This window comes from Helicobacter sp. 23-1048, assembly GCF_053654545.1.
In genome coordinates this window covers 87,745-111,754 of record NZ_JBSIUT010000002.1, presented here as the reverse complement: position 1 = coordinate 111,754, position 24,010 = coordinate 87,745, and the positions used below count along the sequence as shown (strand labels likewise).

Annotated in this window: 20 protein-coding genes and 6 tRNA genes; 12 read left to right on the top strand and 14 right to left on the bottom strand. The window is 40.5% G+C overall.

The features are described from left to right. Positions 1 to 11: 11 nt before the first annotated feature. From secE to ACWIWK_RS07285, 12 genes are all read right to left on the bottom strand, one after another. Positions 12 to 194, bottom strand: coding sequence for a preprotein translocase subunit SecE (secE, locus tag ACWIWK_RS07340; protein ID WP_454152146.1), 183 nt, complete (start codon positions 192 to 194; stop codon positions 12 to 14). Between the two features lie 24 nt (positions 195 to 218). Next, positions 219 to 294, bottom strand: a tRNA-Trp gene (locus ACWIWK_RS07335). Positions 295 to 369: 75 nt separating this feature from the next. Then, positions 370 to 540 carry a 50S ribosomal protein L33 gene (gene rpmG / locus ACWIWK_RS07330; protein WP_454152145.1) on the bottom strand — a complete coding sequence of 57 codons (171 nt, stop codon included), beginning with the start codon at positions 538 to 540 and terminating at the stop codon, positions 370 to 372. Between the two features lie 9 nt (positions 541 to 549). After that, a complete protein-coding gene (gene tuf / locus ACWIWK_RS07325; RefSeq protein WP_454152144.1) occupies positions 550 to 1,749 on the bottom strand; it encodes an elongation factor Tu in 1,200 nt (399 codons plus the stop codon). A 69-nt stretch (positions 1,750 to 1,818) separates the two neighbouring features. Then, positions 1,819 to 1,893: transfer RNA gene (locus ACWIWK_RS07320), tRNA-Thr, on the bottom strand. 70 nt (positions 1,894 to 1,963) lie between these two features. Further along, positions 1,964 to 2,040 (bottom strand) — tRNA-Gly (locus tag ACWIWK_RS07315). 61 nt (positions 2,041 to 2,101) lie between these two features. After that, positions 2,102 to 2,186, bottom strand: a tRNA-Tyr gene (locus ACWIWK_RS07310). Positions 2,187 to 2,257: 71 nt separating this feature from the next. Next, positions 2,258 to 2,333 (bottom strand) — tRNA-Thr (locus tag ACWIWK_RS07305). Between the two features lie 248 nt (positions 2,334 to 2,581). After that, entirely contained in the window at positions 2,582 to 3,859 is a 1,278-nt protein-coding gene (locus ACWIWK_RS07300; RefSeq protein WP_454152143.1) for an outer membrane family protein, read from the bottom strand. A 161-nt stretch (positions 3,860 to 4,020) separates the two neighbouring features. After that, a complete protein-coding gene (gene feoB, locus ACWIWK_RS07295) occupies positions 4,021 to 6,096 on the bottom strand; it encodes a ferrous iron transporter B (protein ID WP_454152142.1) in 2,076 nt (691 codons plus the stop codon). A 116-nt stretch (positions 6,097 to 6,212) separates the two neighbouring features. Then, positions 6,213 to 7,553, bottom strand: coding sequence for a hypothetical protein (locus ACWIWK_RS07290; protein WP_454152141.1), 1,341 nt, complete (start codon positions 7,551 to 7,553; stop codon positions 6,213 to 6,215). 280 nt (positions 7,554 to 7,833) lie between these two features. After that, positions 7,834 to 9,420, bottom strand: a complete 1,587-nt coding sequence (locus tag ACWIWK_RS07285; protein WP_454152140.1) for a hypothetical protein — start codon at positions 9,418 to 9,420, stop codon at positions 7,834 to 7,836. A gap of 127 nt (positions 9,421 to 9,547) precedes the next feature. Between ACWIWK_RS07285 and ACWIWK_RS07280 the strand changes: the two genes are divergently transcribed. The 3 genes from ACWIWK_RS07280 (at position 9,548) to ruvA (ending at position 14,551) form a co-directional block, all read left to right on the top strand. Next, a tRNA-Ala gene (locus ACWIWK_RS07280) sits at positions 9,548 to 9,623 on the top strand. A 147-nt stretch (positions 9,624 to 9,770) separates the two neighbouring features. Then, positions 9,771 to 13,916, top strand: coding sequence for a type ISP restriction/modification enzyme (locus ACWIWK_RS07275; protein WP_454152139.1), 4,146 nt, complete (start codon positions 9,771 to 9,773; stop codon positions 13,914 to 13,916). A gap of 38 nt (positions 13,917 to 13,954) precedes the next feature. After that, a complete protein-coding gene (ruvA, locus tag ACWIWK_RS07270) occupies positions 13,955 to 14,551 on the top strand; it encodes a Holliday junction branch migration protein RuvA (protein ID WP_454152138.1) in 597 nt (198 codons plus the stop codon). Between the two features lie 23 nt (positions 14,552 to 14,574). Here the strand turns inward: ruvA and ACWIWK_RS07265 are convergent, their stop codons facing one another. Together ACWIWK_RS07265 and ACWIWK_RS07260 are read right to left on the bottom strand one after the other, a co-directional pair. Then, positions 14,575 to 15,606, bottom strand: coding sequence for a glycosyl transferase family 90 (locus ACWIWK_RS07265; protein ID WP_454152137.1), 1,032 nt, complete (start codon positions 15,604 to 15,606; stop codon positions 14,575 to 14,577). A gap of 39 nt (positions 15,607 to 15,645) precedes the next feature. Further along, on the bottom strand, positions 15,646 to 16,572 hold the full coding sequence (locus tag ACWIWK_RS07260) for a menaquinone biosynthesis family protein (RefSeq protein ID WP_454152136.1): 927 nt from the start codon (positions 16,570 to 16,572) through the stop codon (positions 15,646 to 15,648). Between the two features lie 158 nt (positions 16,573 to 16,730). Between ACWIWK_RS07260 and recA the strand changes: the two genes are divergently transcribed. From recA to ACWIWK_RS07215, 9 genes are read left to right on the top strand one after another with little or no spacing between them, the layout of a single operon-like run. Further along, complete coding sequence (recA, locus tag ACWIWK_RS07255; protein WP_454152135.1) at positions 16,731 to 17,768, top strand: recombinase RecA; 1,038 nt, start codon at positions 16,731 to 16,733, stop codon at positions 17,766 to 17,768. Between the two features lie 18 nt (positions 17,769 to 17,786). After that, positions 17,787 to 19,064 (top strand): phosphopyruvate hydratase, encoded by a 1,278-nt coding sequence (eno, locus tag ACWIWK_RS07250; protein WP_454152134.1) that lies wholly within the window; start codon positions 17,787 to 17,789, stop codon positions 19,062 to 19,064. Between the two features lie 17 nt (positions 19,065 to 19,081). Beyond that, complete coding sequence (locus tag ACWIWK_RS07245; protein ID WP_454152133.1) at positions 19,082 to 19,330, top strand: FtsB family cell division protein; 249 nt, start codon at positions 19,082 to 19,084, stop codon at positions 19,328 to 19,330. Then, positions 19,327 to 19,923 (top strand): AMIN domain-containing protein, encoded by a 597-nt coding sequence (locus ACWIWK_RS07240; protein WP_454152132.1) that lies wholly within the window; start codon positions 19,327 to 19,329, stop codon positions 19,921 to 19,923. The genes ACWIWK_RS07245 and ACWIWK_RS07240 overlap by 4 nt, the downstream gene beginning before the upstream one ends. Beyond that, positions 19,862 to 20,467: a shikimate kinase gene (locus ACWIWK_RS07235; protein WP_454152131.1), complete on the top strand. Its 606-nt coding sequence runs from the start codon at positions 19,862 to 19,864 to the stop codon at positions 20,465 to 20,467. Before ACWIWK_RS07240 ends, ACWIWK_RS07235 begins: the two co-directional genes overlap by 62 nt. A gap of 10 nt (positions 20,468 to 20,477) precedes the next feature. Further along, a complete protein-coding gene (gene lolA, locus ACWIWK_RS07230) occupies positions 20,478 to 21,044 on the top strand; it encodes a LolA-like outer membrane lipoprotein chaperone (RefSeq protein ID WP_454152130.1) in 567 nt (188 codons plus the stop codon). A 54-nt stretch (positions 21,045 to 21,098) separates the two neighbouring features. Beyond that, a complete protein-coding gene (locus ACWIWK_RS07225) occupies positions 21,099 to 21,341 on the top strand; it encodes a hypothetical protein (RefSeq protein WP_454152129.1) in 243 nt (80 codons plus the stop codon). Continuing rightward, positions 21,332 to 21,817 carry a CiaD-like domain-containing protein gene (locus tag ACWIWK_RS07220; protein WP_454152128.1) on the top strand — a complete coding sequence of 162 codons (486 nt, stop codon included), beginning with the start codon at positions 21,332 to 21,334 and terminating at the stop codon, positions 21,815 to 21,817. Before ACWIWK_RS07225 ends, ACWIWK_RS07220 begins: the two co-directional genes overlap by 10 nt. Positions 21,818 to 21,826: 9 nt before the next feature. Beyond that, a complete protein-coding gene (locus ACWIWK_RS07215) occupies positions 21,827 to 24,010 on the top strand; it encodes a dynamin family protein (RefSeq protein ID WP_454152127.1) in 2,184 nt (727 codons plus the stop codon).

Below are 24,010 nucleotides of genomic sequence, written 5' to 3'. Positions count from 1 at the left end.
TCCTTAAAAAATTATGACAAAATGCTCGTTACAGAAGCAGACAAAATGGCATCAACTAATGCTAAAAACAATGTAATAACTATCACCACAGCAACCACAGATATAGAAGCATTGCGCACCTGCTCCTTTGTAGGACGGATAACCTTACTTAGCTCCTCTCTAGCGTTTCTATAATAAGTTATTATTTTTTTCATATCTCTCTCTTTTGCACTTAGCTATGGCGGGCCAGGAAGGACTCGAACCCTCAACATTCGGTTTTGGAGACCGACGCTCTACCATTGGAGCTACTGACCCTTCCCTTAAGCCATTTATGTATGGAATTTAGCGCGTATCAAACGACTCCACAGAGATGATACGCGCCACAATATCCTAGCTTTTAAGCTTTACTTCCTTGTGAATAGTGTGTCTATTCAAACGAGGACAAAACTTTTTGAGCTCCAGTTTTTCTGTATTTGTTTTCGCATTCTTGGTGGTGGAATAGTTTATATCACCACATTCCGAACACTTAAGTCCCACCTTGATGACATTTCCCTTTGCCATTTTCTTGCCTTACTCGATGATTTTTGTTACCACGCCAGCACCGACAGTCCTACCACCCTCGCGGATAGCGAATCGTGTCCCTTCCTCAAGCGCGATTGGGTTGATAAGCTCAACGGTAATCTTTACATTATCGCCGGGCATAACCATTTCTACACCGCTAGGCAAAGTAATTGAGCCTGTTACATCGGTAGTGCGCACATAGAATTGCGGGCGGTAACCATTAAAGAACGGAGTATGTCGCCCACCCTCATCTTTTGAAAGCACATAAATTTCGCCCTCAAATTTCTTATGTGGTGTGATTGAGCCGGGCTTACAGAGCACCATACCACGCTCGACTTCCTCTTTCTTCGTGCCTCGCAACAAGATTCCGACATTATCGCCAGCTTCACCCTTATCAAGCTCTTTTCTAAACATTTCCACGCCTGTAACAGTGGTTTTTTGTGTATCGCTGATTCCCACGATTTCTACTTCATCACCCACTTTTATTACACCGCGCTCAATCCTACCTGTAACGACCGTTCCGCGTCCAGCGATTGAAAACACATCTTCGACAGGCATTAGGAAAGTCTTTTCTGTATCTCTTTGTGGTGTTGGGATATATTTATCCACTTCAGCCATAAGAGCGAGAATCTTCTCTCCCCACTCGCCGACATTGCCAGCTTTAGCTTCTTCAAGTGCTTTAAGCGCAGAACCCGCTACGATTGGTGTATCATCACCGGGAAACTCATACGCACTTAGCAGTTCGCGCACTTCCATTTCCACCAAGTCAAGCAACTCTTTATCATCAACCATATCTTGTTTGTTTAAAAACACCACAATATATGGCACGCCTACTTGACGAGAAAGCAAAATATGCTCGCGTGTTTGAGGCATAGGACCATCAGCAGCAGACACGACCAAAATCGCGCCGTCCATTTGCGCCGCACCTGTAATCATATTTTTTACATAGTCGGCGTGTCCGGGACAATCCACGTGTGCGTAGTGGCGATTCTCTGTCTCATACTCGATGTGAGAAGTCGCAATGGTAATACCTCTTTCCTTTTCTTCAGGAGCATTATCGATATTGTCATAATCTTTAAGCTCCGCAAGACCTTTTGTTGCCAACACAGCTGAAATAGCAGCACTTAGCGTTGTTTTGCCGTGGTCGACATGCCCGATTGTTCCGACATTGACATGTGGCTTACTTCTGTTAAATTTCTCTTTTGCCATAATTTTCTCCTTATCATAGATTTGTAAAGCACGGAATCTACGGCAAATTCAATGCTTTATGTGAAAAACTGGAGCCCATAAGCGGGATTGAACCGCCGACCTCTTCCTTACCAAGGAAGTGCTCTGCCACTGAGCTATATGGGCTTAACTTTATGAAGCGAGATTCTATACACATTTTATTAACAAAAGTGCAATGAAGAATCAGCTCCCAGATTGGAGCGGGAAACGGGGCTCGAACCCGCGACCCTCAGCTTGGAAGGCTGATGCTCTAGCCAACTGAGCTATTCCCGCAAACTTCAAACTACTATCCCAAACTACCATTAAGAATTGCCTTAGGCAATTTTTATTCCAATGGTGGTGAGTCGTGGATTCGAACCACGGAAGACATAGTCAGCAGATTTACAGTCTGCCCTCGTTGGCCACTTGAGTAACTCACCAAAGACAAAAATCAAATAGGACAGCCAAACACTGGTCAAACACTGAAAGCAGAACACTGCTAGAGTTTGAATGGAGCTGGCTAAGGGACTTGAACCCCCGACCCTCTGCTTACAAGGCAGATGCTCTACCAACTGAGCTAAGCCAGCAAATTTTAAAAAGTCCGTATTATATAAACAATCCACACCTTTTGTCAATAAAATTTATGATTTTATGTGTAAGATTTTTCTAAATTTTAAGTTTTCTCAACTCATTTCACCAAACGCCATAAAAACCATATTGTAATTTTAAGCAAGGATTATTTCTTGTAGAATCTTTATCAAAGTCTTTTAAGGAGCATTAAGAGATTCCCAACGCTCCTTAAAATTACACTAAATTTAGACTATCACAAACGACATTAAAATGTGTGTGAAATGTAGAAGAACAAGTGGCTTCTATCATCAGTGCGGTTAGCTGTCAAGTCATATCCATTTAATCTATATCCAGCTTTTGTTGTATCCATAAGCCCCTCTAGCTTACCACCCACGCTGATGTCATCACGCACTTTGTAATTCACGAGCAATGCCAAGCTCTGCTCCGCACTTCTTGGAGAATCTGTTACGCGTCCTAAAATGCTCCAGCTAAAGTCTCCATAGCTCGCACCCGCTCGCAAATATCCTGTAAGGGCGTTGCGTCCAAGCATATCAGAAAGTGCATAACCAATGTCATACGCACTCGCTGTCCACATATCTACGACTCCACCAAGAGGATTGCCATATCGACCGATAAGCTCATTGGCATTACCGAAGTTTTTATACACACCAACTCCTACGAAATACTTCCCTAATCGCACTTTCTCATCTATCCATAGAGTTGTTGTATTTTTACCAATGATACCCCAATTACGCCCATTTCCCCAATTAGTTCCAGAAATGTTACTTCCTAGTGCGATTGGCACAAGCACACGCACTTTGGTTACAGAGGATACAGAGTTTTCCTCACCGCCAGCTGTATCGAAGTCTAAAGACACGCCCGGTGCGAAAAATATGCTATCTGCGCCATACGCGAACAATGAAGCCTTGAGCTTATCTGTGCTATAATCAAATCCTGCTCCATAAATTTCCCTTGTTGGCACACTCCCTCCATAGCCAAAAACACGGTAGAACTCATAAAACCATTGATTATAGGCAAAGCCTCTTTTTCCAGAAGCAAACGCCCAAATTTTAAAATCTGAAAACGCCACATAGCCCTCTGCTCCTTCATTAAACCCGCTAAACCACTCGCCTACTTTACCAGCCTCATAGCGACCTAGACGCAAATAGACATTTTTATGGTCAATGCCAATATTCGCATTTTGTATCATATAGCCCTGTGCTCTGCTTTTTTCATAGTTCGCATTGAAATATGTGTATTGCACTTGAGTTGCACCACCAGCACCATTATCGGTAGAATCATACGCCAAACCACCGAGCGCACCACCAGCAGTAATGCTTACCAAATCAGCAAATTTCGCTGTGTAGTTAAGCGAACCCATCACACTTGAAAAACTATCTGTTGGAGCGATACCAGCACCTGCATTTAACTTTTGGTCATTAAAACCCCATTTTGTGAAACTCCCAAACTGCCCGTGAATCTTGTGCTCAAAGCCAAAAACTCCACTTAACGCCAAAAGCGCGACTAAACCTATTTTTCTCATTGTTGAACTCCTTTTATGTAGATTTTGAGAACGCAACTATTGTAGAAAAAAATCAAAAAAAAAGCAACTATATTTTTAAAAATATTTATCATTTAGGGGGGGGGGATTTGCTTAGATTCCCCACACTATCGCATTATACACACATTGTGATTATGCACGCATTACACAAGTAACTTTGTGATATGATACCCGCATAATGCAAAAATATACGCCACGATAGTAGTAAAGATAAAGAGCAAAATAGTATAGCGCACTTTGCCAGATTCTTTATTAAAGACCACAGTAGCAGCAAGGCAGGGATTATAAAACATCACAAAAAGCACAAACGCCACTGCACTTGGCACAGAAATGCTATTGCGGATAATCTCTTGCAAGCTCTCACTCTCCTCATCTTGGTCATCACCTAACGCATAGAGCACGCCCATTGAGGAAATCACCACTTCTTTCGCCACAAGTCCATTTAAAATACTCACACACAACCGCCAATCAAAATCCATAGGAGCAAACGCTGGGGCGATAAAATTCCCAATATATCCTAAGAAACTCTGCGTAAGGAGCTTAGATTCCAATTCATTTTCTAGCTCATCGAGCTGCTCACACACCTCATCTGTGAATCCACAACCCTCATACCCCTCTATCTCACCCTCTTGTGTGCTATTTGCTTCATCAGGCATAGTGTGAGAATCTGCCCTATCCAAAGCACTAAATGGCTGTGTAATCTCTAATCCCTTTTCTCGCGCTTCTTGTTTGAGATTCTCTATTTTTGTCTCATATTCATTTTCTAAGGCTTCACTTTTAGGATAGCTCGTCCCAAACCAAATCAACATCGAAGCAAGTAAGATAAATGTCCCCGCCTTTTTGATGAAATAATACGCCTTTTGATAGAGACTTAGCGCGACAAACCGCACACTTGGGAATCGATATTTTGGTATTTCCATTACAAAAGGTTCATCTTGCCCGCGAAAAAAACTAAGTTTTAAGAGCTTTGCCATTATGAGCCCGACAAGCGCGCCAAATACATAGATTCCAAAAAGTGCGCTTCCTGCATATTGCGCCTCAAATAAGATTCCCACAAAAAGTGTATAAATTGGCAGGCGAGCCGAGCAACTCATAAAGTTAATGATAAAAAGCGTAAGAAGTTTATCAGTAGGGCTTTTAAGCGTGCGTGCCGCCATAAACGCTGGTGCAGAGCAACCAAACCCGCTCACCAGCGGGATAAAGCTCTTCCCGTGCAATCCAAACTTTTTCAAAAATCCATCAAGCAAATACGCCACACGCGTCATATATCCTGTGGCTTCTAGCATTGTGATTCCAAAAAATAAGATTAAAATATGCGGTAAAAAACTTAGCACCGCGCCTACACCAGCAATGATTCCATCAGCTACAAGCGAGCCGAGCTCCACGCTTGTGATATGTTCTTTTGCCATATTAGCAAGCGAATCCATAGAATCTTCTATCCACACTTTTGGATACTCACCAAATGTAAAGGTGATTTGAAAGATAATCCACATAAAAAACAAAAATATAGGCAATCCCCACACTTTGTGCATTAAAATCATATCAATATTTGAGCTTTTTGCAATCCCTGTGCGCGTGCTACAATCCCTAGCAATCTCGTGTGCCTTAGCGATACGCACTTGAAAATCCACATCACAGCTCAAATCTCGCTCTTTACTCTTGCTCTCGCAAGGCACTTGCGTGCCATCATACTTAATGCCTTTGGGTGCTGAGGAATGATATGCCTCTATAATACTATCAAGCAATTTTGCCGTGCCTTGATTGTTTTTCGCACTCACGCCTATACACGCACAGCCAATCTCGCTTGAGAGTTTGGTATCATTGATGATAAGATTTTCGTTTTGCGCCTCATCTATCATATTAAGAGCAAGCACCATTTTTTTGTCCTTTTGGCTTGCCATATCAAGCAGTTGCAAACTCAAACAAAGATTACGCGCCAAATTAGTAGAATCTAGCACATTGACGATGACATCATACTTTTCATTATGCAAAAACTCCGTGCTTACGCGCTCTTCGAGTGAATATTCATTAAACGCATACAGCCCGGGCAAATCAATAAATTCAAGTAAATATCCGTTATATTCTACGCTTGTTTGGGCTTTTTCCACCGTTACTCCGCTGAAGTTCCCCACTTTGAGATTTGCTCCAGAAATAGCATTGATAAGCGAGCTTTTTCCTACATTTGGCTGTCCCACAAGGGCGATTGTGATAGTTTGCATTCTTTCTCCTAATTACATTTAAAAATTTATAAAGATTATCAAAATACTTCAAACCCAAAATAATAACTAAATTTTTTACAAAAATAAAATTTAGCGCGTAATTTCAACACAAATTCTTAGAATCTATACTCCAAAAATGCCTTAGCATAGCTTGTATTAGTTGGATATGCGCCACCAGCTCCCTCAATACTTGCTCGAGATTCTAGCGTATTAGCGCGCCGCTTTTGCTCCATATACACGCCCACTGCGCCTAGACTAAGCCCACCAGCGACATTCCAGCCAAATCCAAGTGCCACTTGCAACTGCTCGCCTCCTAGCTCACGCTCATCTTTGCCTAGCGAATGACGCGCCGTGAGATTAAACGCTACACGCTTGTAACGCAATGCCCAAAATCCATAATAAGAATCTGTATTTGCTTGAAACATACTTGTTTGGTGTGTGCCGTTATGCCAGCCACCCGGTGCAATGACATTAAACATAAAGGGGGTTTCATCTTCGGATTCAAAGACATACATATTGCCACCCATATGCGCTTGCAAGTAGTCATTATTCCCCGTGCGTGCATAGCCTGCGCCAAGCACCCAGCCCAAATTAAAGCCTTTGTAGCTTATGCTTGGTTGTGCGGTAGCGAGATATGTGTGCCCGAGCTTGCGATTCTCATTCACAGAGCCTAACGCCCAGCCCTGTCGTTGCGAATGCAAGTAGTTCCCGTGTGCGAGCAAGCGCAATGAATAAAACTCCCCTAAAGGAATGTCTGCATCAAGTTTCACTCCGCTCACGGTAAAAAAGTTTGTCAAATGATAGGCATAAATATCCCCGAATTGATTCTCCTTTGTGCCAAATCTATGTCCTAGCACAAATTCATCTGCTCCATAATACAGCTCTTTAAACTCCACGAAATTGCTTGTCTCTTCACGGCTTGAGTGGGCATATTCGTTTATCCACGCGCCATAGAACTCTCCATAACCATAGTCATAGTCGATATGCACGCCTTGCATATGCTCACCTACCCAATCAACTTCTGCATCAAATCGCCCAGCCATTATATTTAAGCCTTTGTATTGATATTGTAGATAGCTATTGTTGCTATTCCAGTCATTCCCCACTTCATCGCCTAAGCGGTTGCCAATGTATTCGTGCGCATTATGACGCAACGCTCCTCCAAGCAAAGAACTTGCTCCCCAAATGCCAAGCACGGCTGTGGCTTTGTGCTCGCCTTTGTTGAGAAAGTTATACGCCAAATTTGCCGAAAAATGCGCTGTCATATACGAATCTTTTACTTTACCAAACACGCTAGACTTGCCAAAAACACCAATATGCCCATAAAACATTATAGGAGATTGTTTAGAATCTTCTTGTTTCTCAACTTCATATATATTTTGAGAGTTAAAAGCATCATCTGCAATCAAACTAGCACTGAAAACAATAGGTAACAAACCAGCATATAGCTTATTCATAAAAATCCTTTAAGAGTGAAATTCTACTCTAACATTATCATTATTTAGTTAAAATGATAATAAATGCTAAAAATAGTTAAGTATTGTATCATATTTAGGGGGGGGGGGTAAGCTTAAAATTTGCTTAAATTTTACAAAAATATAAAAATTCTCACTTTAATATGAAATTTTTTCGCCTATCGCTTCTTTGTTGGAAATTTGATTGCTAAGAAATTTTCGTTTTGATAAAATTTTGTTTCAATAATGAGTATCGCGCAAGAATGTTTGTATTTCAGATTCTTTAAAATCGCACTTCATAAAACATTTTAATATAGCTTGTGTCGCGGACATACTTGCTTGGATTTATCACCTCAAAGCTCTCACGCATTTTTTGCTCCATATACACCGCTACAATTCCCATATTTTGCTTGCTCCATTTAGACATATTAAGACCAAAACCGACACTAATTTGAAGTTGCTCGCCACCAATTTCACGCTCTTGCCTACCTTTTGAGTGCCTCGCCATAACATTAAACACCAACGCATTATATTGAAACGCACCAAAACCATACACGCTCTCCACTTGCGCTTGAAACATATTTGTCGCATTGCTTCCGTTGTGATAGCCACCGGGTGCTATGACATTAAACATAAAGGGTGTTTCATCTTCTGCTTCAAAGACATACATATTCCCACCAAATTGCGCTTGTAAATAGTCGTTTTTCCCCACGAGCGCATAACCACCACCAAGCACCCAACTAACGCCACGACCCCGCAGTGCATTTCCATAATACCCAAAACTAGGTTGAAGCGTGAGTAAATAGGTATCACCGATTTGTCGCCCGCGAATGTCCTGCTCTATGCCCATTTTCCTGTGTGCTTTGAGATAGTTCCCGTGCGTGAGAATCCGTAAGTTATACAACTCCGCAAATTCAATATTCGCATCGAGTTTGCCACCAAATGCGGTGTAGAGACTAGTGAGATGATAGGCGTATATATCGCCGTAGCGATGCTTTTTTGTGCCTAGCTTACTCCCTAACACAAACATTTGTCCGCCATAATAGCCATTTTTAAGCTCCTCAAAATAGCTTTGTTCCTCGCGTTGAGCGTGTAAATACTCATTTATCCAGCTTCCATACGCCTTGCCATAGGTATAATCAAACGAAGTAAAAATGCCCCTATGTATGTCGCTCATCCAATCAAGCTCACCCTCAAAAACACCACTCTTAAGCAAGAATCTTTTTGTTTGATAATCTGCATACAACTGTGAGAAAGTAATCACATATTCATTGCCACCATTGTAGTTTTTGTAGTTAAAATGTGTAGGATTCTCATCGATAAATCCAGCTCCACCCCACCCGCTTGCAAGCATTATCCCTATTCCACCTCCAATTTTATGCCCTATGAAAGCAATTTCTTCCTCGACTCTAACTGAAGCGGACATATAAAAGTTTCCATAAGAATCTTTATTGTCTCCCAAACGCGAGTTTTTCCCATAAAAGCCCATAAAACCATAAAAACGCGTGTTGTCATCATCTGATTGTGTAAGTGTATCAAACATACCTTGAGTAAGCACATTTAACCCGTGATACATCAAAAGCCCACCCCATCGTGCAATAAAAGGCTGCTCTTCTAAATAATCCTCCACGCCAGAATATTTATCATTGTTTTTTTCACACACATTCACGCAATTTCCCTGATAGCACTGCAGACAGTCTTTTTTAGATTCTTGTGTGTGTTGCTCTTGTTGAGATTCTTCGTGTGTGGTTTGTCCTTGAGATTCTTCGTGTGTTTGGTTGTTATCTTGCATTTGGGCATAGATTGGATTGCTTAATAACCACAATAAAATACCGCATAGCAATATTTTAAATACAAATCTTTTTTGCAAATTTTGCGCCTTTATATTACTTGTTTTTTAGGATATTATACATAATTGTGCAAAAAAATAGCAATACTTAATTGCTTCATCTGCAGTTTTAGGTATAATCACAATCGTTAAAAATCATCACAATTTCGGGGTGTTAGCTCAGTTGGGAGAGCGCAACGCTGGCAGCGTTGAGGTCAGGGGTTCGACCCCCCTACACTCCACCATTATTACTATGATGAAATGAGGCAATATGCGAAAAATTATACTACAATGCCAAGCAAAAATCACACTATAAAGGAATCTAATGCAACCCACAAACAACCAAGACACGATAAAATCCTACCAAAAAGCCCTCCAAAGCATAGTTTGTAATGGGGGGGGGGCAGAGTGAAAGTGCTCTAAGACAAGGTGATAGAGACTACAACGAGCATACTTTCCGCACCGCGCTTGAAAACCTCCTAAACGCATTTAAGCCTACACAAGCTGTGCAAAGCCCAAGTAGCGAGCAAGGCGAGATTGTCATTATCCACGAGCCAAAGTCAAAGCAAGGGCAAGGCAATATCCGCCCTGATTTTAAAGTTGTCCGCCAAATGCCACAAGACTCAAAAACCCAAATACCACAAGAAAAAATCGGCTATGAATCGCTTGTGGGCTTTATCGAATGCAAAAACTACGGCATAGATTTAAGCCCGCTAGTCAAAGGCAAACAAATCGAAAAATACTTAAGCGTGTGCCACAATATCATTTTGACGGATTATAATCGCTTTATTTTGCTCTCTTATGGCAAGATTATCGATGATTTTACCCTTTTTCCAAACGGCGTTGAATCAAACCTACTAAACACCACGCAAGATAAAGCCACGCAAAAAACTAAGCTTATAGAATCCACCACGAGAATCTCTCAACTTTTAAGCGAGTTTTTCCACACTACCGCGCAAATCACACAAAAAGATGAGTTAGTAAAAGTCCTAAGCACACAAAGTTTTTATTTAAGCACCGCGATTTTTAATGAGTTTAACACGCAAGATTTACAATCCAATGCCACAAATTTACTCACCGCCACCACGCAGACAAGCACCACCACAGATTTTTGCGCGCAAGAATTTAGAGCCGCGTTTGAGAAATCCTACCAATCATTTAGGGATTTAGAAAGCACGGATATTAGCCCTATTGAGTTTTGCGACATTGTGGCACAGAGTATCGTATATGGCGCGTTTGTAGCGCATATTGAGAGTGAAATCTATGAGATTGACAAAATCCCTACCGAAATGTTTGTAGCCCTACTGCCTAAACATTTTGTAACGCTAAGAGAGTTTATAGAGAGTTCGCTCCCAGCGCGAAATCTCCCCGATTCTATCGCTTATGTGCTAAGCAATATCATTAAAACCATTGCGCTTATTGATAAGCCAAGCCTAGCAACTAGCTTCCAAAAAGAGATTGGGGAGCTTAGCATTTATCTTTACGAGGATTTTTTGAGGGCGTATGATGAGTTACGCGGGGAGCAAAAACGCAAAGAAGGTGGCGTTTTCTACACGCCCGAGCCTATCGTAAATATGATTGTCCGTAGCATAGATGAGCTACTGCAAACGCATTTTGGCAAATCTTTTAGCGATGAAAGCGTGAAAGTCCTAGATTTTGCCACAGGGACGGGGAGCTTTTTGGCGAAAGTATTTGAAAGCATTTTGCAAAATCAAAGCGAAGTCTTTGCTAAAAATGTCATTATCAATAAATGTTTTAGGGATATTTATGGCTTTGAGATGAGTTTCGTGCCTTATATCGTGGCGCATTTGAAGCTAAGCTCACTTTTGAAAAATAAGGGATTTAGCGAGTTTAGCGCACATCAAAAGTTTCAAGTCTATCTTACCAACACGCTAGATTTAGACACAGCGCGACAGATTCACCTCCAAGTCCCCTTTGACACGCTAAAAAACGAGCGTGATAAATCCTTGAAACTCAAGCACAAAGAGGATTTGCTAGTGATTTTAGGAAATCCTCCCTATAATGTAAAATCCAAAAATAAACATAAAGAGATTTTAACGCTTTTAGATTCGTATAAAATGGGCTTAAATGAGCAAAATATCCAGCCATTAGATGATGACTACATAAAATTCATTCGCTTTGCGCAATGGAAGCTAACCGAGCAAAACAAAAATCACGGCATTATGGGCTTTATCACCAATAATTCTTTTCTTTTCGGGCGCACTCATCGCAAAATGCGCGAATCGTTAGCAAAAACATTCGATGAAATCTATATTTTAAACTTGCACGGACATAACGAAATAGATGGTAAAAACGACAAAAATGTCTTTGACATTCGCGTAGGCGTTTGCATAAGTTTGTTTGTGAAATATGACACCCACCCCCTAGCCCCCTCCGCAAGGGAGGGGGAACAAGAGAAGTATTACTTCGCAATGGATGGGGAACAAGAAAGCGTATTAAAAAGTCCCCTCCCTTGCGGAGGGGATTTAGGGGTGGGTCATTCGTCATTGCGAGATTTGGCAACGCCAAATCGAAGCAATCCAAAAAATCCCTCCCTTGCGCATAGCGACTCCGAATCCTCCACCTCCCTTGCGGAGGGGGATAAAGGGGGTGGGTATAATTTAGCCAAAATCCACTACTTCTCCACCAAAGACGCCCAAATCTTGCGCCGTAAAGATAAATTCGCTTTGCTAAACAAAATCGCAGACAAAGGACTAAAATCTATCAAATGGAAAAAATTAAAGTTAGATTCGCCATATTTTTGGTTTGTGCCAAAAAGTTTTAAAAGCAACGAATACAACAAATTTTGGGCGTTAGCAAAAAACGAATCTTTAGGCGAATCAAAAGCAATCTTTAAGAATTTTAATAGCGGAATCAAAACAGAAAAAGACAAAATTTGCATTCATTTTAATAAACAAAATGTTGTGAATATTGTGAATGATTTTGTCAAATTAGAAATTGAGGCGATACGACAAAAATATCAATTAGGAAAAGATTCAAGAGATTGGAGCATAGAAAGGGCAAAAGCAGAAGTAGCTTCAACTCTTGTTCCCCCTCCCTTGCGGAGGGGGCTAGGGGGTGGGTATGAAAATCTTAAACACCGCACACTTGCACCATATATGAAAGATTTTAGCCGACAAATGCGCAAAAATCCCACTGACGCAGAAAATAAACTTTGGCAAGAATTGCGAGGTAAAAAGCTAGGTTTTAGGTTTAGACGGCAAGTTGTGATTGATTCTAAATATATCGCAGATTTTGTATGCCTAGAAAAACGGCTAATTATCGAGTGTGATGGCGGACAACACAATCAAACCGAATTACCCCACCCCAAACCCCTCCCGCAAGGGGAGGGGCTTACATTTGATTCCCCCTCCCTTGCGGAGGGGGATAAAGGGGGTGGGTATGATAAAATAAACCACCCCGACATTCAAAGAGATTTTTATTTAGAATCGCAAAATTTTAGAATTTTACGATTTTGGAATAATGAGATTTTAGAGAATTTAGAGGGCGTTTTGTGTGTGATTAAAGAGGCTTTGGAAGCTGATTTTGCTAACGCAAAAACTACCCACCCCCTAACCCCCTCCGCAAGTGAGTGGGAACAAAATGGCAAATCCAAAAGTCCCCTCCCTTGCGGAGGGGATTTAGGGGTGGGTAATCCGTCATTGCGAGGGAGTGAAGCGACCGAAGCAATCCAAAATAAAATCCAAAAAATCGCCTATCGCCCTTTTGATTCACGCTATACCTTTACAAGTGGTAAAACAAAAGGATTTTTAGGCTATCCACGATTTGAGACAATGAAGCATTTTTTAAGTGGCGAAAATCTAGGGATTTGTTTTACCAAAGATTGTGAATTAAGCGTGTATGACAACGCAATCATAAGTGATAAGCCTACGGATATTCACTACAACGGCGGACAAACCTATATTGCGCCACTTTATACTTACCCCGATGAATTTTTGCAAGGCGACAAAACCCCTAATTTCACGCAAGAATTTAGCGCATTTATCGCAAAGCACAAGGTTTTGAAATCTAAAAGCCCAGAGCAGATTTTGGCATTTATTTATGGCAACCTTTACAATCCCGCATACCGCGCAAAATATATCGAATACCTAAAAATCGGCTTCCCGCGAATCGATTTTGAAGTAACGCAATCAAAGTTTGATAAACTCGCAGAACTCGGGCAAAATCTCATCGATTTGCATTTGATGAAAACAATCCCGCAAGACAAAAGCATAGATTTAGCTTTCCGCAAAGGCGCAAACAAATCAAATCCAAATTTCACCCTTGATAAGCCAAAATATGAGCCAAATCAAAACAAGATTATTTTAAACGCGGATTTAGAGATAGTGGGAGTGAGCGCGGAAGTGTGGAGCTACACAATAGGTGGCTATAAAGTGCTTGAAAAATGGCTAAAATATCGCGCTAATGATAAAAATGGCGCAATAACGCTAGAACAAAGCGACTTTGCGCATATCCTCAATGTCGCCAAAATCTTAAAAGCCACCATTGCAATCCAAGCCCAACTCGCACAAATTTAGTGTAAAATATCGCTACTAAATTCTTTAAAGGAGTAGCAATGATAGCAGGACTAGAGGGGAGTATCGAGCGATTGTTCCCAACATTTGTAGAGATTAATGTCAATGGAGTGATTTATGGTGTGGGGATTTCGGTCAATACAAGTGGGAATCTAAAGGAGAAAAAAGACCAAAAAATAAAGCTCTTTTGCACACAAATTGTGCGTGAAGATGCGCATTTGCTCTTTGGATTCTACGAAGAGATTGAGAAAATCACTTTTGAGCGACTCATCAAAATTAACGGCGTAGGTCCAAAAGTCGCGCTAGCAATCCTTAGCACTTACACACCAAATAGCTTCGCAAACATTATCCAAAATAAAGACATTAGCGCGCTTCAGCGCGTGCCCGGTATCGGTGCAAAAGGTGCGGGCAAAATAATGGTCGAACTCGCTGGATTTTTTAGCGAGATTATCGAACACACACAGGGAAAAACTTCACTCTCAAGCGAACTAGACGAAGCACAAAGCGCGTTAGAATCACTTGGCTTTAGAGGCACTGACATTGCTAAAGTCCTCAAGCAAATTCCACAAATACAGAGCTTAGAAGTAAGCGAAATTGTCAAAGAATGCTTAAAACTACTTGGCAGAGGAAAAGTCTAAGAATCTAAGTGAGGAAATTCGATTTAGATTCCAAAAAGTTCTAATTCTTGCTTGCTTGCGTGCATTTGCCCGCTTAGATAGAAGTATTTGCGTAGCACCAAAAGACACAGCAAATCCTCCATTGTAGAATCTAAAAATTGTGCGCAAAATTTCTGTGCGTTGTGGATTATCTCTTTGGCATCATTTGGGTGGCGTGTGAAAAACTCAATCTTTTCCTCCACATCGCTAAAGTCATCTCTAATACATACGAAATGATAATCTGCCTTGAGTAAGCCCTCCATAAACCAAGTCTCATACTTTGGCTTCGTAGAGAAGCACAGCGAGTTTGAGTGCATAATCCACTTGAGATTGCTTGCTACATCATTGCCCTCTAGGGATAGTAAAAATTTATAGGGAAAGTGCGCGCTCACGCTAATTTTTGGCTTCGCCCACTGCTGGGAGCAATGCTTAGAGCCTGTATGCCCAATATCGCAAAGTGGGTGAGTAAAAAAACGCGTAAAAAACTCCGCGCGGTTACTTTGATACACGCCACCACGCCAAAACAATATATCTCTTTTATCCTCAAACTTCACGCTATCACGAGGGAAGTAAAAATGGCGGTTTTTATCAAGTTTAAAAAGTATTGAGTTTGCATTGCTTACAGAGATTGGGCGCGATTTAGTGATGCTAGGAGCGTTAAAGTAATAATTCACATCGCCAAAGCCCGCATATATGGCAAAATCACGCGGAAAGTAACGCGCATATTCATTGGTATCGTAGCGATAGGAGCTTGGCGCGCGAAATCTATACAACTCCCCTAACCTCACAAATTTCGGCGTGGCAATGGATAATCGCTCTATTTCTTTACTATTATTTTCTAAGCAAATGGGCTTAATAACAAAGGAGAGATTCTCTTTGTAGTAATAATTTAGGCGCGTTTTGATACATTCTAATCGCTTCTCATCAATTTTGCACAAAAGACTTGTGAGTGTAGATTCTAAAAAAGGCTGACTAAAAAATCTGGGAGTGCTAAAAAGCGCGATACCCTTAAGGTTATACAAAAACTTTGAGTTCATCAACTCGCCTTTATCTTTAAGATTCCAACTTGGGATAACTTAGCCAAAGCGCGCATCTAAATATTCTTTTGGGAGCATATATTCACTCGCACTTAAAAGTTTAGGGAAAAATCCACTCTCAAACCCCAACTCAAAAAGCACATCAATCGCGCGAATCTGCTCCTCACTAAGCGTGATAGAATGTGCGTTAGCGTATAAATTAAGGTAAGTTTGCAACTTCGCACTATCCACACGAATGAGATTGCGCTCTAAGAGCATTTTGCACAGAATCTCTTTATTACTCACTGCGACTTTGACTGCCTTTGTGAGAATCTCCTCGCTAAGAAGTGCGACACTAAGTGGCAAAGAGCGTCTAATCGCCATACCACCTAATGGCAATGGAAGATTGTGCTTGTTTAAATCACTCCAAATATCCCAAATCTCAGCTTCTACACAAAGATTCTCACTAAATTCTAAAATACTCTCGTGGATAAGCACGCCCGCATCGACTTCCCCACTTAACACCGCACTCTCAATATCTAAAAAATTTTTATACACTACTCTTGATTCTGGATAAGCGATTTTAAAAAGCATTGCATTAGTAGTGTGCGCTCCGCTTAGCGCGACTTTGAAGTTCTTTCGCAAATGTGTGCCTTTTTTCTTAATGAGCTTTGGTCCATAGCCCTCGCCAAAGCTAACTCCCGTCCGTAAAAGCGCGTAATCATCACACACAAGCGGATACAACGCAAATGAAATCGCGCTAATGTCAAACTCACCGCGCAATGTCGCTTCATTGAGTGTTTGAATGTCTTGTGCGGTGGAGTGAAAGCATATATCACTCATATCATCTTTTAGGCTACTTGATTCTCGTGCGCCCACCCACCCAAACGCAATGGCATAATACATAAAAATATCATCCGCATCAGGGCTATGGGCTACACTGAGATTGCGCTTTTTATGCAGGCATAGATGAGATGAAGCGGTCATAAGAATCCTTACAATTTAAATAATGTGGTTAAATTTGGATTCTAGCTAAAAAATACTAAAACTTTTAAGCAAAGTATTAAAAACTATAAGATACAATCCTTAAACATTCTAAAAAACTTACGAAATTACATATTGCAAAATTACACAAAGGAATAACAATGGCGATAGATGAAAAACGACAAAAAGCCATAGAGCTTGCCTTAAAGCAAATTGATAAGTCATTTGGCAAAGGCGCGCTCGTGCGATTAGGCGACAAACAAGTAGAAAAAATTGATGCTATATCCACAGGTTCATTGGGGCTTGATATGGCATTAGGCATTGGCGGGATTCCCAAAGGGCGTATCGTAGAAATCTATGGACCAGAATCTAGCGGGAAAACAACTCTCGCACTCCAAGTAGTCGCAGAATGCCAAAAAAATGGTGGCGTGGCGGCTTTTATTGATGCGGAACACGCGTTAGATGTGTATTACGCCAAAAGGCTTGGTGTAGATATTGAGAATCTCCTCGTATCTCAACCAGACAACGGCGAACAAGCACTTGAAATCTTAGAGACACTCACACGCAGTGGAGCGGTAGATTTAATCGTCATTGACTCCGTAGCAGCCCTCACGCCTCGAGCAGAAATCGATGGCGATATGGGCGACCAACATGTGGGATTGCAAGCGCGACTTATGAGCCACGCACTGCGTAAAATCACAGGTGTGCTACACAAGATGAATGCCACGCTTATCTTTATCAATCAGATTCGTATGAAAATCGGCACTATGGGCTATGGTAGCCCAGAAACCACCACAGGTGGAAATGCGTTGAAATTCTACGCAAGCGTGAGAATCGACATTCGCCGTATCGCCACCTTAAAGCAAAATGAACAAAACATCGGCAACCGCGCCAAAGCAAAAGTTGTGAAAAACAAAGTTTCTCCACCATTTAGAGAAGCGGAGTTTGACATTATGTTTGGCGAGGGTATCAGCAAAGAAGGAGAGATTATCGATTATGGAATCAAGCTCGATATTGTTGATAAAAGCGGTGCGTGGCTCTCTTATGGCGATATAAAACTTGGTCAAGGAAGAGAAAATGCCAAAGTGTTTCTCAAAGAAAATCCAAAAGTCGCCGATGAAATTATCGCTAAGATTAGAGAGCAAATTGGCTCAAAAGATGAAATTTTACCACTCCCAGATGAGCCACAAGATTCATAAGATTGAAGGAGCATTAAGATGATACTAATTAGCAAGATTTACTCACAAGAGGTCTTAGATTCTCGAGGGAATCCAACGATTAAAGCAACAGTGATACTAAGCGATGGCACAAAGCAAAGCGCAATCGTGCCAAGTGGTGCAAGCACAGGAAAGAAAGAAGCCGTAGAATTACGCGATGGCGATAAAAATCGATTTTTAGGCAAAGGCGTGCTTAAAGCGTGTGAAAACATTGACATTCACATTAGCGAAGCCCTTATCGGTGCGAGTCCTTATGACCAAGGGTTAATTGATGCGACACTCAAAGATTTAGACGGCACAGATAATTTTTCAAAACTCGGCGCAAACGCTACTTTAGGCGTATCTATGGCTATCGCTCGTGCGGCAGCAAAAAGCCTCAATATCTCATTATACCGCTATCTTGGTGGAGCAAATGCACTGACCCTGCCAACACCAATGCTTAATATCATAAATGGTGGAAAGCACGCTGATAACACGGTGGATTTCCAAGAATATATGATTATGCCTTTGGGCTTTGATAGCTTTAGTGAGGGGTTACGAGCGAGCGCAGAAGTATATGCTAGCCTTAAAAAGATTCTCCAAGAATCTAAACATATCACAAGCATTGGCGATGAGGGAGGGTTCGCACCAAATCTTAGCAACAATGCTGAGCCTATTGAAATTATTTTGCAAGCGATTGAAAAAGCTGGTTATAAGCCACTTGAAGATATTGCTATCGCGCTAGATGTCGCAAGCAGTGAGCTCTTTAATGAAAATAAAATGTATAACTTAGCTGGAGAGGGTAAGGAGCTAAGCTCACAAGAACTTGTAGGCTATTATGAAGAGTTGGTGCAAAAATATCCTATCGTATCGATTGAAGATGGATTAAGCGAAGATGATGAAGATGGCTGGAAATATTTGACACAAAGGCTTGGCGATAAGATTCAACTTGTGGGCGATGATTTATTTGTAACCAATAAAAAGATTCTCGCGCAAGGCATTAAGGAAAATATCGCCAATGCCATTTTAATTAAACCAAATCAAATTGGGACCGTTACGCAGACAATGCAAACCGTGCGCCTTGCGCAACGAAACAAGTATAACTGCATTATGAGTCATCGCAGTGGAGAGAGTGAGGATACTTTTATTGCTGATTTTGCTATCGCGCTAAACTGCGGGCAAATAAAAACAGGAGCTACGGCAAGAAGTGAGCGAATCGCAAAATACAATCGCTTGCTAGAGATAGAATCTCAAATCTCAAATAGCGAATATTTGGGAGCAAGTCTCTTTGGAAAATGATTTAGGGTAAGGAAAAAATGCAAACAAATGAGGATATACTCTTAAAAGATTGGTATAAGCAAAATAAAAAGCCTATTTTGCGTGCGTGCGTGTTTATTTTTTTGTGTGTGTGGGGTGGATATTTGCTCTTTGGCTCTCAATCTTTTGAGGTGCTCTTCACCCTACAAAAACAACAAAAAGCACTTGTCGATGAAATAGATTCTCTACAAAAGCAAAATGCTAAAATTCAACAAGAAATATTTGAGTTAAAAGGTCTTGGGTCGTGAAAAAGTTATTGTTACTCTGCGTTATCTCGTGCGTGCTTTTTTCGCGTGATGACCCATTTTCTCCTGCCATCACGCCAAAAGAAGGCTTGCATTTCCAAAAAGAACCCCCAAAAGAGATTATGCGTGATATTACCATTCAGCTTCCCTCAACCGCTAGGGCACTAAAAAGCATCACTATCACTTATCAAAATATTGATGGCACGACCAACACAAAAGAAGTCCCTATCAACCAAAGCATTGATTGGCACTATCCATTAGAGTTTTCACAAAAGGCTATTGGCGCGCAATATGCTAGCGAAAATCGCTTTAAAATTGGCGATTTTGAAGTCATTGTCAATGGGAAGCAAATTTTTATCGCCACAGAATACAAAAATGTCCGCAACTTCGTCTTGCCAAAGCCACACCGCATTGTGCTCGACTTTGAGGGAATGGAAAAAGCCTATAATCAAAAGCTCAACCTTAATAAAAAATATTTTAAAAATATCAATCTCTCAAGCCACGAAAATTTTTATAGAATCTCTTTAGAGCTCGATGGACAATACAAATACCAAATGCAATCCCAACGCGATGGCTATTTGCTTGAGCTCCGCTGATATGTCAATGCGACAAGATTCTCTACCAAACGCACAAAATATCGTGCTCATTGGCTTTATGGGTAGCGGGAAAAGTAGCGTTGGCAAAGAGATTAGTGCGTTGTGTGATTATTTTTTTTGCGATAGTGATGAGTTGATACAATCCATTGTCAATAAGTCCATAAATGAAATTTTTATGGACTTGGGCGAAAGTGCGTTCCGCAATATGGAATCTCGCCTATTGCAGTGGCTTCAAACAAACGCTAGACAATGTGTCATAGCCACAGGTGGTGGAATGCCTGTCTTTAATGATATGCGCAATCTTGGTGTAGTCGTCTTTTTAGACAATGATTTTGAAAGTATTGCCAAACGATTAGACACAAAACAACGAGAATCTCGTCCTCTTTTTAATGATACAATTAAAGCAAAGGAGCTGTTTATGGCTAGGTCTAGCGTGTATAAAAATCAAGCAGACATTATCATAAGCCCCAAAGATTGTGCTCTAAGCCCCAAACAAATTGCCCAAAAAATTATGGATTGCATTTTGCATTTGCAAGCCCAATAAGGAGTAACAAATGAAAAATTTTCGTGTGTGTATATATATTTTGCTTTGCCAACTTGCAGTGAGTGCAAATATGCTTGGCGCAGGACTTAATACCAACCTCAAAAGCCTAAAGGCAAATTTTGAACAAATTATCAGCGCGGAAGGAGGCTTAGAGGCAAGCTATTATGGTGTGCTCTATGCAAAAATGCCAAATAAAGCAAAATGGGATTATTCTCCCCCAATGGATAAGCAGGTGTTTATCAACAATGGAAAATTTGCTGTATATGAGCCATCACTTGCGCAGGCATACATTGGCTCGGTGCAGGGCTCAAGTGATTTTTTTGAAATACTCTCTAATGCCACTCCAGAGCTTGATTCTCACAATAAGCAAACGGGGAGATATATCGCGCGTGTTGATGGGATAGAATATACCTTAGCGATTGATAAAAATGGCTTGCCAATAAGTATCCAATACACAGACCAGCTCGGTAGCCCCACAAAAATCATTTTTAATAATGTCATAGCAAACCCGACATTGCAAGATTCTCTATTTATCTTTACTCCACCAAAGGACATCGATGTCATTTTGCAAAAATAAGGAAAGAGAATCTAAAAATTTCGCTACAATATCTCATCATAGAAAGGATTGGCAATGAGTTTAAAAACGCTTGTTATGGCGAGTATTTATGAATTTAGTGGGCGCAAAGAACAAGCACTCCAAATTTATAAAGACTTAAGTAATCAAGGCAATGTTGAGGCGCAACTCGGGGTTGAGCGATTAAGCAATCCACCAAAAAATAAAACTCCTGATTCCAAATGGTTAGAAGTGTTTGCGCACATTAACGACAAAGAGCAGGCGAGAATTTTTAAAGAGTGGTTAGGGAAATGGAACTAAAAGACATCATTTTAGAAACAATCAACGACATAGAAAGTCTGCCAGAAGGCGAGCAAGAGACTTCTATTCGTGTGTTACAAAAACAAGACATCACATTTGAAACGCTCCATAGTGCAAAAAACACACAATCTGCGCAATCACATACTTTTTTGGGTGATAAACAAACTGCTGATAGAGAACTCAAAAACTTCGCTAATCAAAACTTCAATCTTTCAGAGCGTGCGCTCAAAAATCTTAACACTATGAGTGCTACCAACTACAATCCCTCTGTGTTTGCCGCAATGAGTGAAGCAAAAAAGGGCGATAGACTAAGTAGTGAAAAGGTATTTTTGCAATTACTTGAAGAGCGATTATTGGTGCTTTTTGAGGGACTTAGCACCGATAAACAAAGCGATAAATACGAAATGGTTTTAAATTTTTTGCGTTATGAATTAAGTGTTATTCAAAAGCGATTAGATATTTTACAAAATCCCTAAAGAACTACTATGAGCGAGAATCAAGCGTTTTTACAATACTATAAAAATGCCCCAGAATTCCTCGCTATCACCCTTGCGTGCAATGAGGAAAATTTCGCCCTATTTTCACAAAGCGCGATTTTTAATGAATTTTTTAATGAATTTTTTAATGCCCCCCCTAGCCTTGAGCTTATAGAGTTATGTCAAAATGCCATTGCGCCATTATTAGACACACATTTGCAAACATATTTATCGACACTCTGCCACGCTCATATCATCACAAAAGAGCATTATAAAAGCCTTTGTGATAGGTTAGATTCTCTCAATAAAACACAATCCAAATACACCACTCTAAGTGATATTAAAACAAAAATCAAAACTCTGCATAATGAGATTAAAGAAATTGCAAAAACAAGTAAAGAAGAAGCGACACTCCAAGAACGCTCCATAAATTTGCTTGATAGAGTGCACAATAACCTTGAGAATCAAAAATTTTCAATCGGCGTTACGGGCGTGCTTAGTGCTGGTAAAAGCTCGTTTTTAAACGCGCTTTTAGGAGAGGAGATTCTCGCCACCTCAACTATCCCAGAAACTGCGAATCTCACCGTGCTAAAGTTTGCCGACAAGCAAGGCGCAAAAGTATATTTTTGGAACACCAAGCAATGGGAGGATTTAATCCAAGATAGCGAGTTTGACAAAGGCTTGCGCGAATTTATCACACAAAGCCAAAAGAAATTTGGAGAAAGTTTGGGCGAGTATATTTTGCCAAACACCCGCACGCAAGAGATTACACTCAATGAATTAGCCACCTACACTTCAGCAAACCACGATAGCAAAATGTGTAATTTAATCCAAAAAGTCGAGCTTTTCACACCACTAAAATTTTTACAAAATGGCGTGGATATAGTTGATACGCCCGGACTTGATGACCCCATTACAAAAAGGGAGGAAATCACAAAATCATATTTAAATGATTGTGATTTGGTAATCCACTTAATGAATGCAAGTTGCGCGGCGACACAAGTAGATATAGATTTTATTTTAGAGACGCTTTTAGAGCGCAACATTTCTCGCCTACTTGTCGTGCTGACTAAAATTGATTTAATTAGCCCAAATGAATTACAACAAAGCCTTAGTTACACCAAACAAAGCTTAGAGAATCAAATTAAAAAAATCTCCGCCAAAATTGATACCAAAAGCGTGCTTTCACGCATTACATTTCTCCCAATCTCAAGCTATCTCAAACTCTCACAACCCTCAAACACACAAAATGGCTTTGAAGCCTTAGAGCAATATTTAGATTCTATGTTGCTTGGAGAAAATAGCCTAAAACATAGAGATATACTTTTTTTAGCAAGTAAAAATCTCACAAAAATCACACAGGATTTCACGCAAGATTTCCATTTAAAACTCAAACTACTAAACGCAAATAATGAGGAATTACAAGAATTTATCACCCAAGAAAGAGCGCAAAATCAAGCCCTAGAAACAAAAGCAAAACACGCTATTACACAAATCCAAGAAAAAAATAATGCACTAGATTCTAGCCTTGTAGTGTTTCAAACCGCACTTAATCAATCTCTCCAAACCTCGCAAGAAATGCTAAAAGATAGGACACTTCAAAATATCATCTACGCCAACAATCAAAAAAGAAAACTAAGCGAAGAAAATTTTATGGAAAGTTTTTTAATCGCGCTTAAAGACATTTTTACCGATGTAAGTAGGGATTATAAATTTAAATTAAACACCAAAATCACACAACTCCTCCAAGAAATACACACACAAAACCTCCAAGAAAGTGATAAAGTTTTTGCCTCTCCTCCTGCCTTTAGTTTTCACGCCAAAGATGAGCAAGTCGCACACTTTGCGCAAAACCTCGCTAAAGAAGTAATGCAAGTCGTCAATTCTGTTAATCTCTCAGCCAAGCTAGATTCTATTTTTTCACATACTTTTGTCGCTTTTAGCGAGCTTATTTTGCATAAGTCAAACCAAACCAAACAAGCACTTTTAGATTTTTTTACCGACATTACTACAAATATCAGCGATGAATTTAAAGCCCAAATCGCCCACAAAGAGCAAATCATACAAAATGCCCTAACCCAAGCAAATAGAAGCGATAAAGAAACACTTAAAGCCACGATAAATGCCCAACTTCAAACTTTGCAAAACATTGCACAGCAATTACAAGAATTACAAAACGCATTAGAATCATAA

What these genes read in the sequence shown, in the direction of transcription:
- secE (WP_454152146.1), bottom strand. Translation starts at nt 194, where the DNA reads ATGAAAAAAATAATAACTTATTATAGAAACGCTAGAGAGGAGCTAAGT.
- rpmG (WP_454152145.1), bottom strand. Translation starts at nt 540, where the DNA reads ATGGCAAAGGGAAATGTCATCAAGGTGGGACTTAAGTGTTCGGAATGT.
- tuf (WP_454152144.1), bottom strand. Translation starts at nt 1,749, where the DNA reads ATGGCAAAAGAGAAATTTAACAGAAGTAAGCCACATGTCAATGTCGGA.
- ACWIWK_RS07300 (WP_454152143.1), bottom strand. Translation starts at nt 3,859, where the DNA reads ATGAGAAAAATAGGTTTAGTCGCGCTTTTGGCGTTAAGTGGAGTTTTT.
- feoB (WP_454152142.1), bottom strand. Translation starts at nt 6,096, where the DNA reads ATGCAAACTATCACAATCGCCCTTGTGGGACAGCCAAATGTAGGAAAA.
- ACWIWK_RS07290 (WP_454152141.1), bottom strand. Translation starts at nt 7,553, where the DNA reads ATGAATAAGCTATATGCTGGTTTGTTACCTATTGTTTTCAGTGCTAGT.
- ACWIWK_RS07275 (WP_454152139.1), top strand. Translation starts at nt 9,771, where the DNA reads ATGGGGGGGGGGCAGAGTGAAAGTGCTCTAAGACAAGGTGATAGAGAC.
- ruvA (WP_454152138.1), top strand. Translation starts at nt 13,955, where the DNA reads ATGATAGCAGGACTAGAGGGGAGTATCGAGCGATTGTTCCCAACATTT.
- ACWIWK_RS07265 (WP_454152137.1), bottom strand. Translation starts at nt 15,606, where the DNA reads ATGAACTCAAAGTTTTTGTATAACCTTAAGGGTATCGCGCTTTTTAGC.
- ACWIWK_RS07260 (WP_454152136.1), bottom strand. Translation starts at nt 16,572, where the DNA reads ATGACCGCTTCATCTCATCTATGCCTGCATAAAAAGCGCAATCTCAGT.
- recA (WP_454152135.1), top strand. Translation starts at nt 16,731, where the DNA reads ATGGCGATAGATGAAAAACGACAAAAAGCCATAGAGCTTGCCTTAAAG.
- eno (WP_454152134.1), top strand. Translation starts at nt 17,787, where the DNA reads ATGATACTAATTAGCAAGATTTACTCACAAGAGGTCTTAGATTCTCGA.
- ACWIWK_RS07245 (WP_454152133.1), top strand. Translation starts at nt 19,082, where the DNA reads ATGCAAACAAATGAGGATATACTCTTAAAAGATTGGTATAAGCAAAAT.
- ACWIWK_RS07235 (WP_454152131.1), top strand. Translation starts at nt 19,862, where the DNA reads ATGGACAATACAAATACCAAATGCAATCCCAACGCGATGGCTATTTGC.
- lolA (WP_454152130.1), top strand. Translation starts at nt 20,478, where the DNA reads ATGAAAAATTTTCGTGTGTGTATATATATTTTGCTTTGCCAACTTGCA.
- ACWIWK_RS07225 (WP_454152129.1), top strand. Translation starts at nt 21,099, where the DNA reads ATGAGTTTAAAAACGCTTGTTATGGCGAGTATTTATGAATTTAGTGGG.
- ACWIWK_RS07220 (WP_454152128.1), top strand. Translation starts at nt 21,332, where the DNA reads ATGGAACTAAAAGACATCATTTTAGAAACAATCAACGACATAGAAAGT.
- ACWIWK_RS07215 (WP_454152127.1), top strand. Translation starts at nt 21,827, where the DNA reads ATGAGCGAGAATCAAGCGTTTTTACAATACTATAAAAATGCCCCAGAA.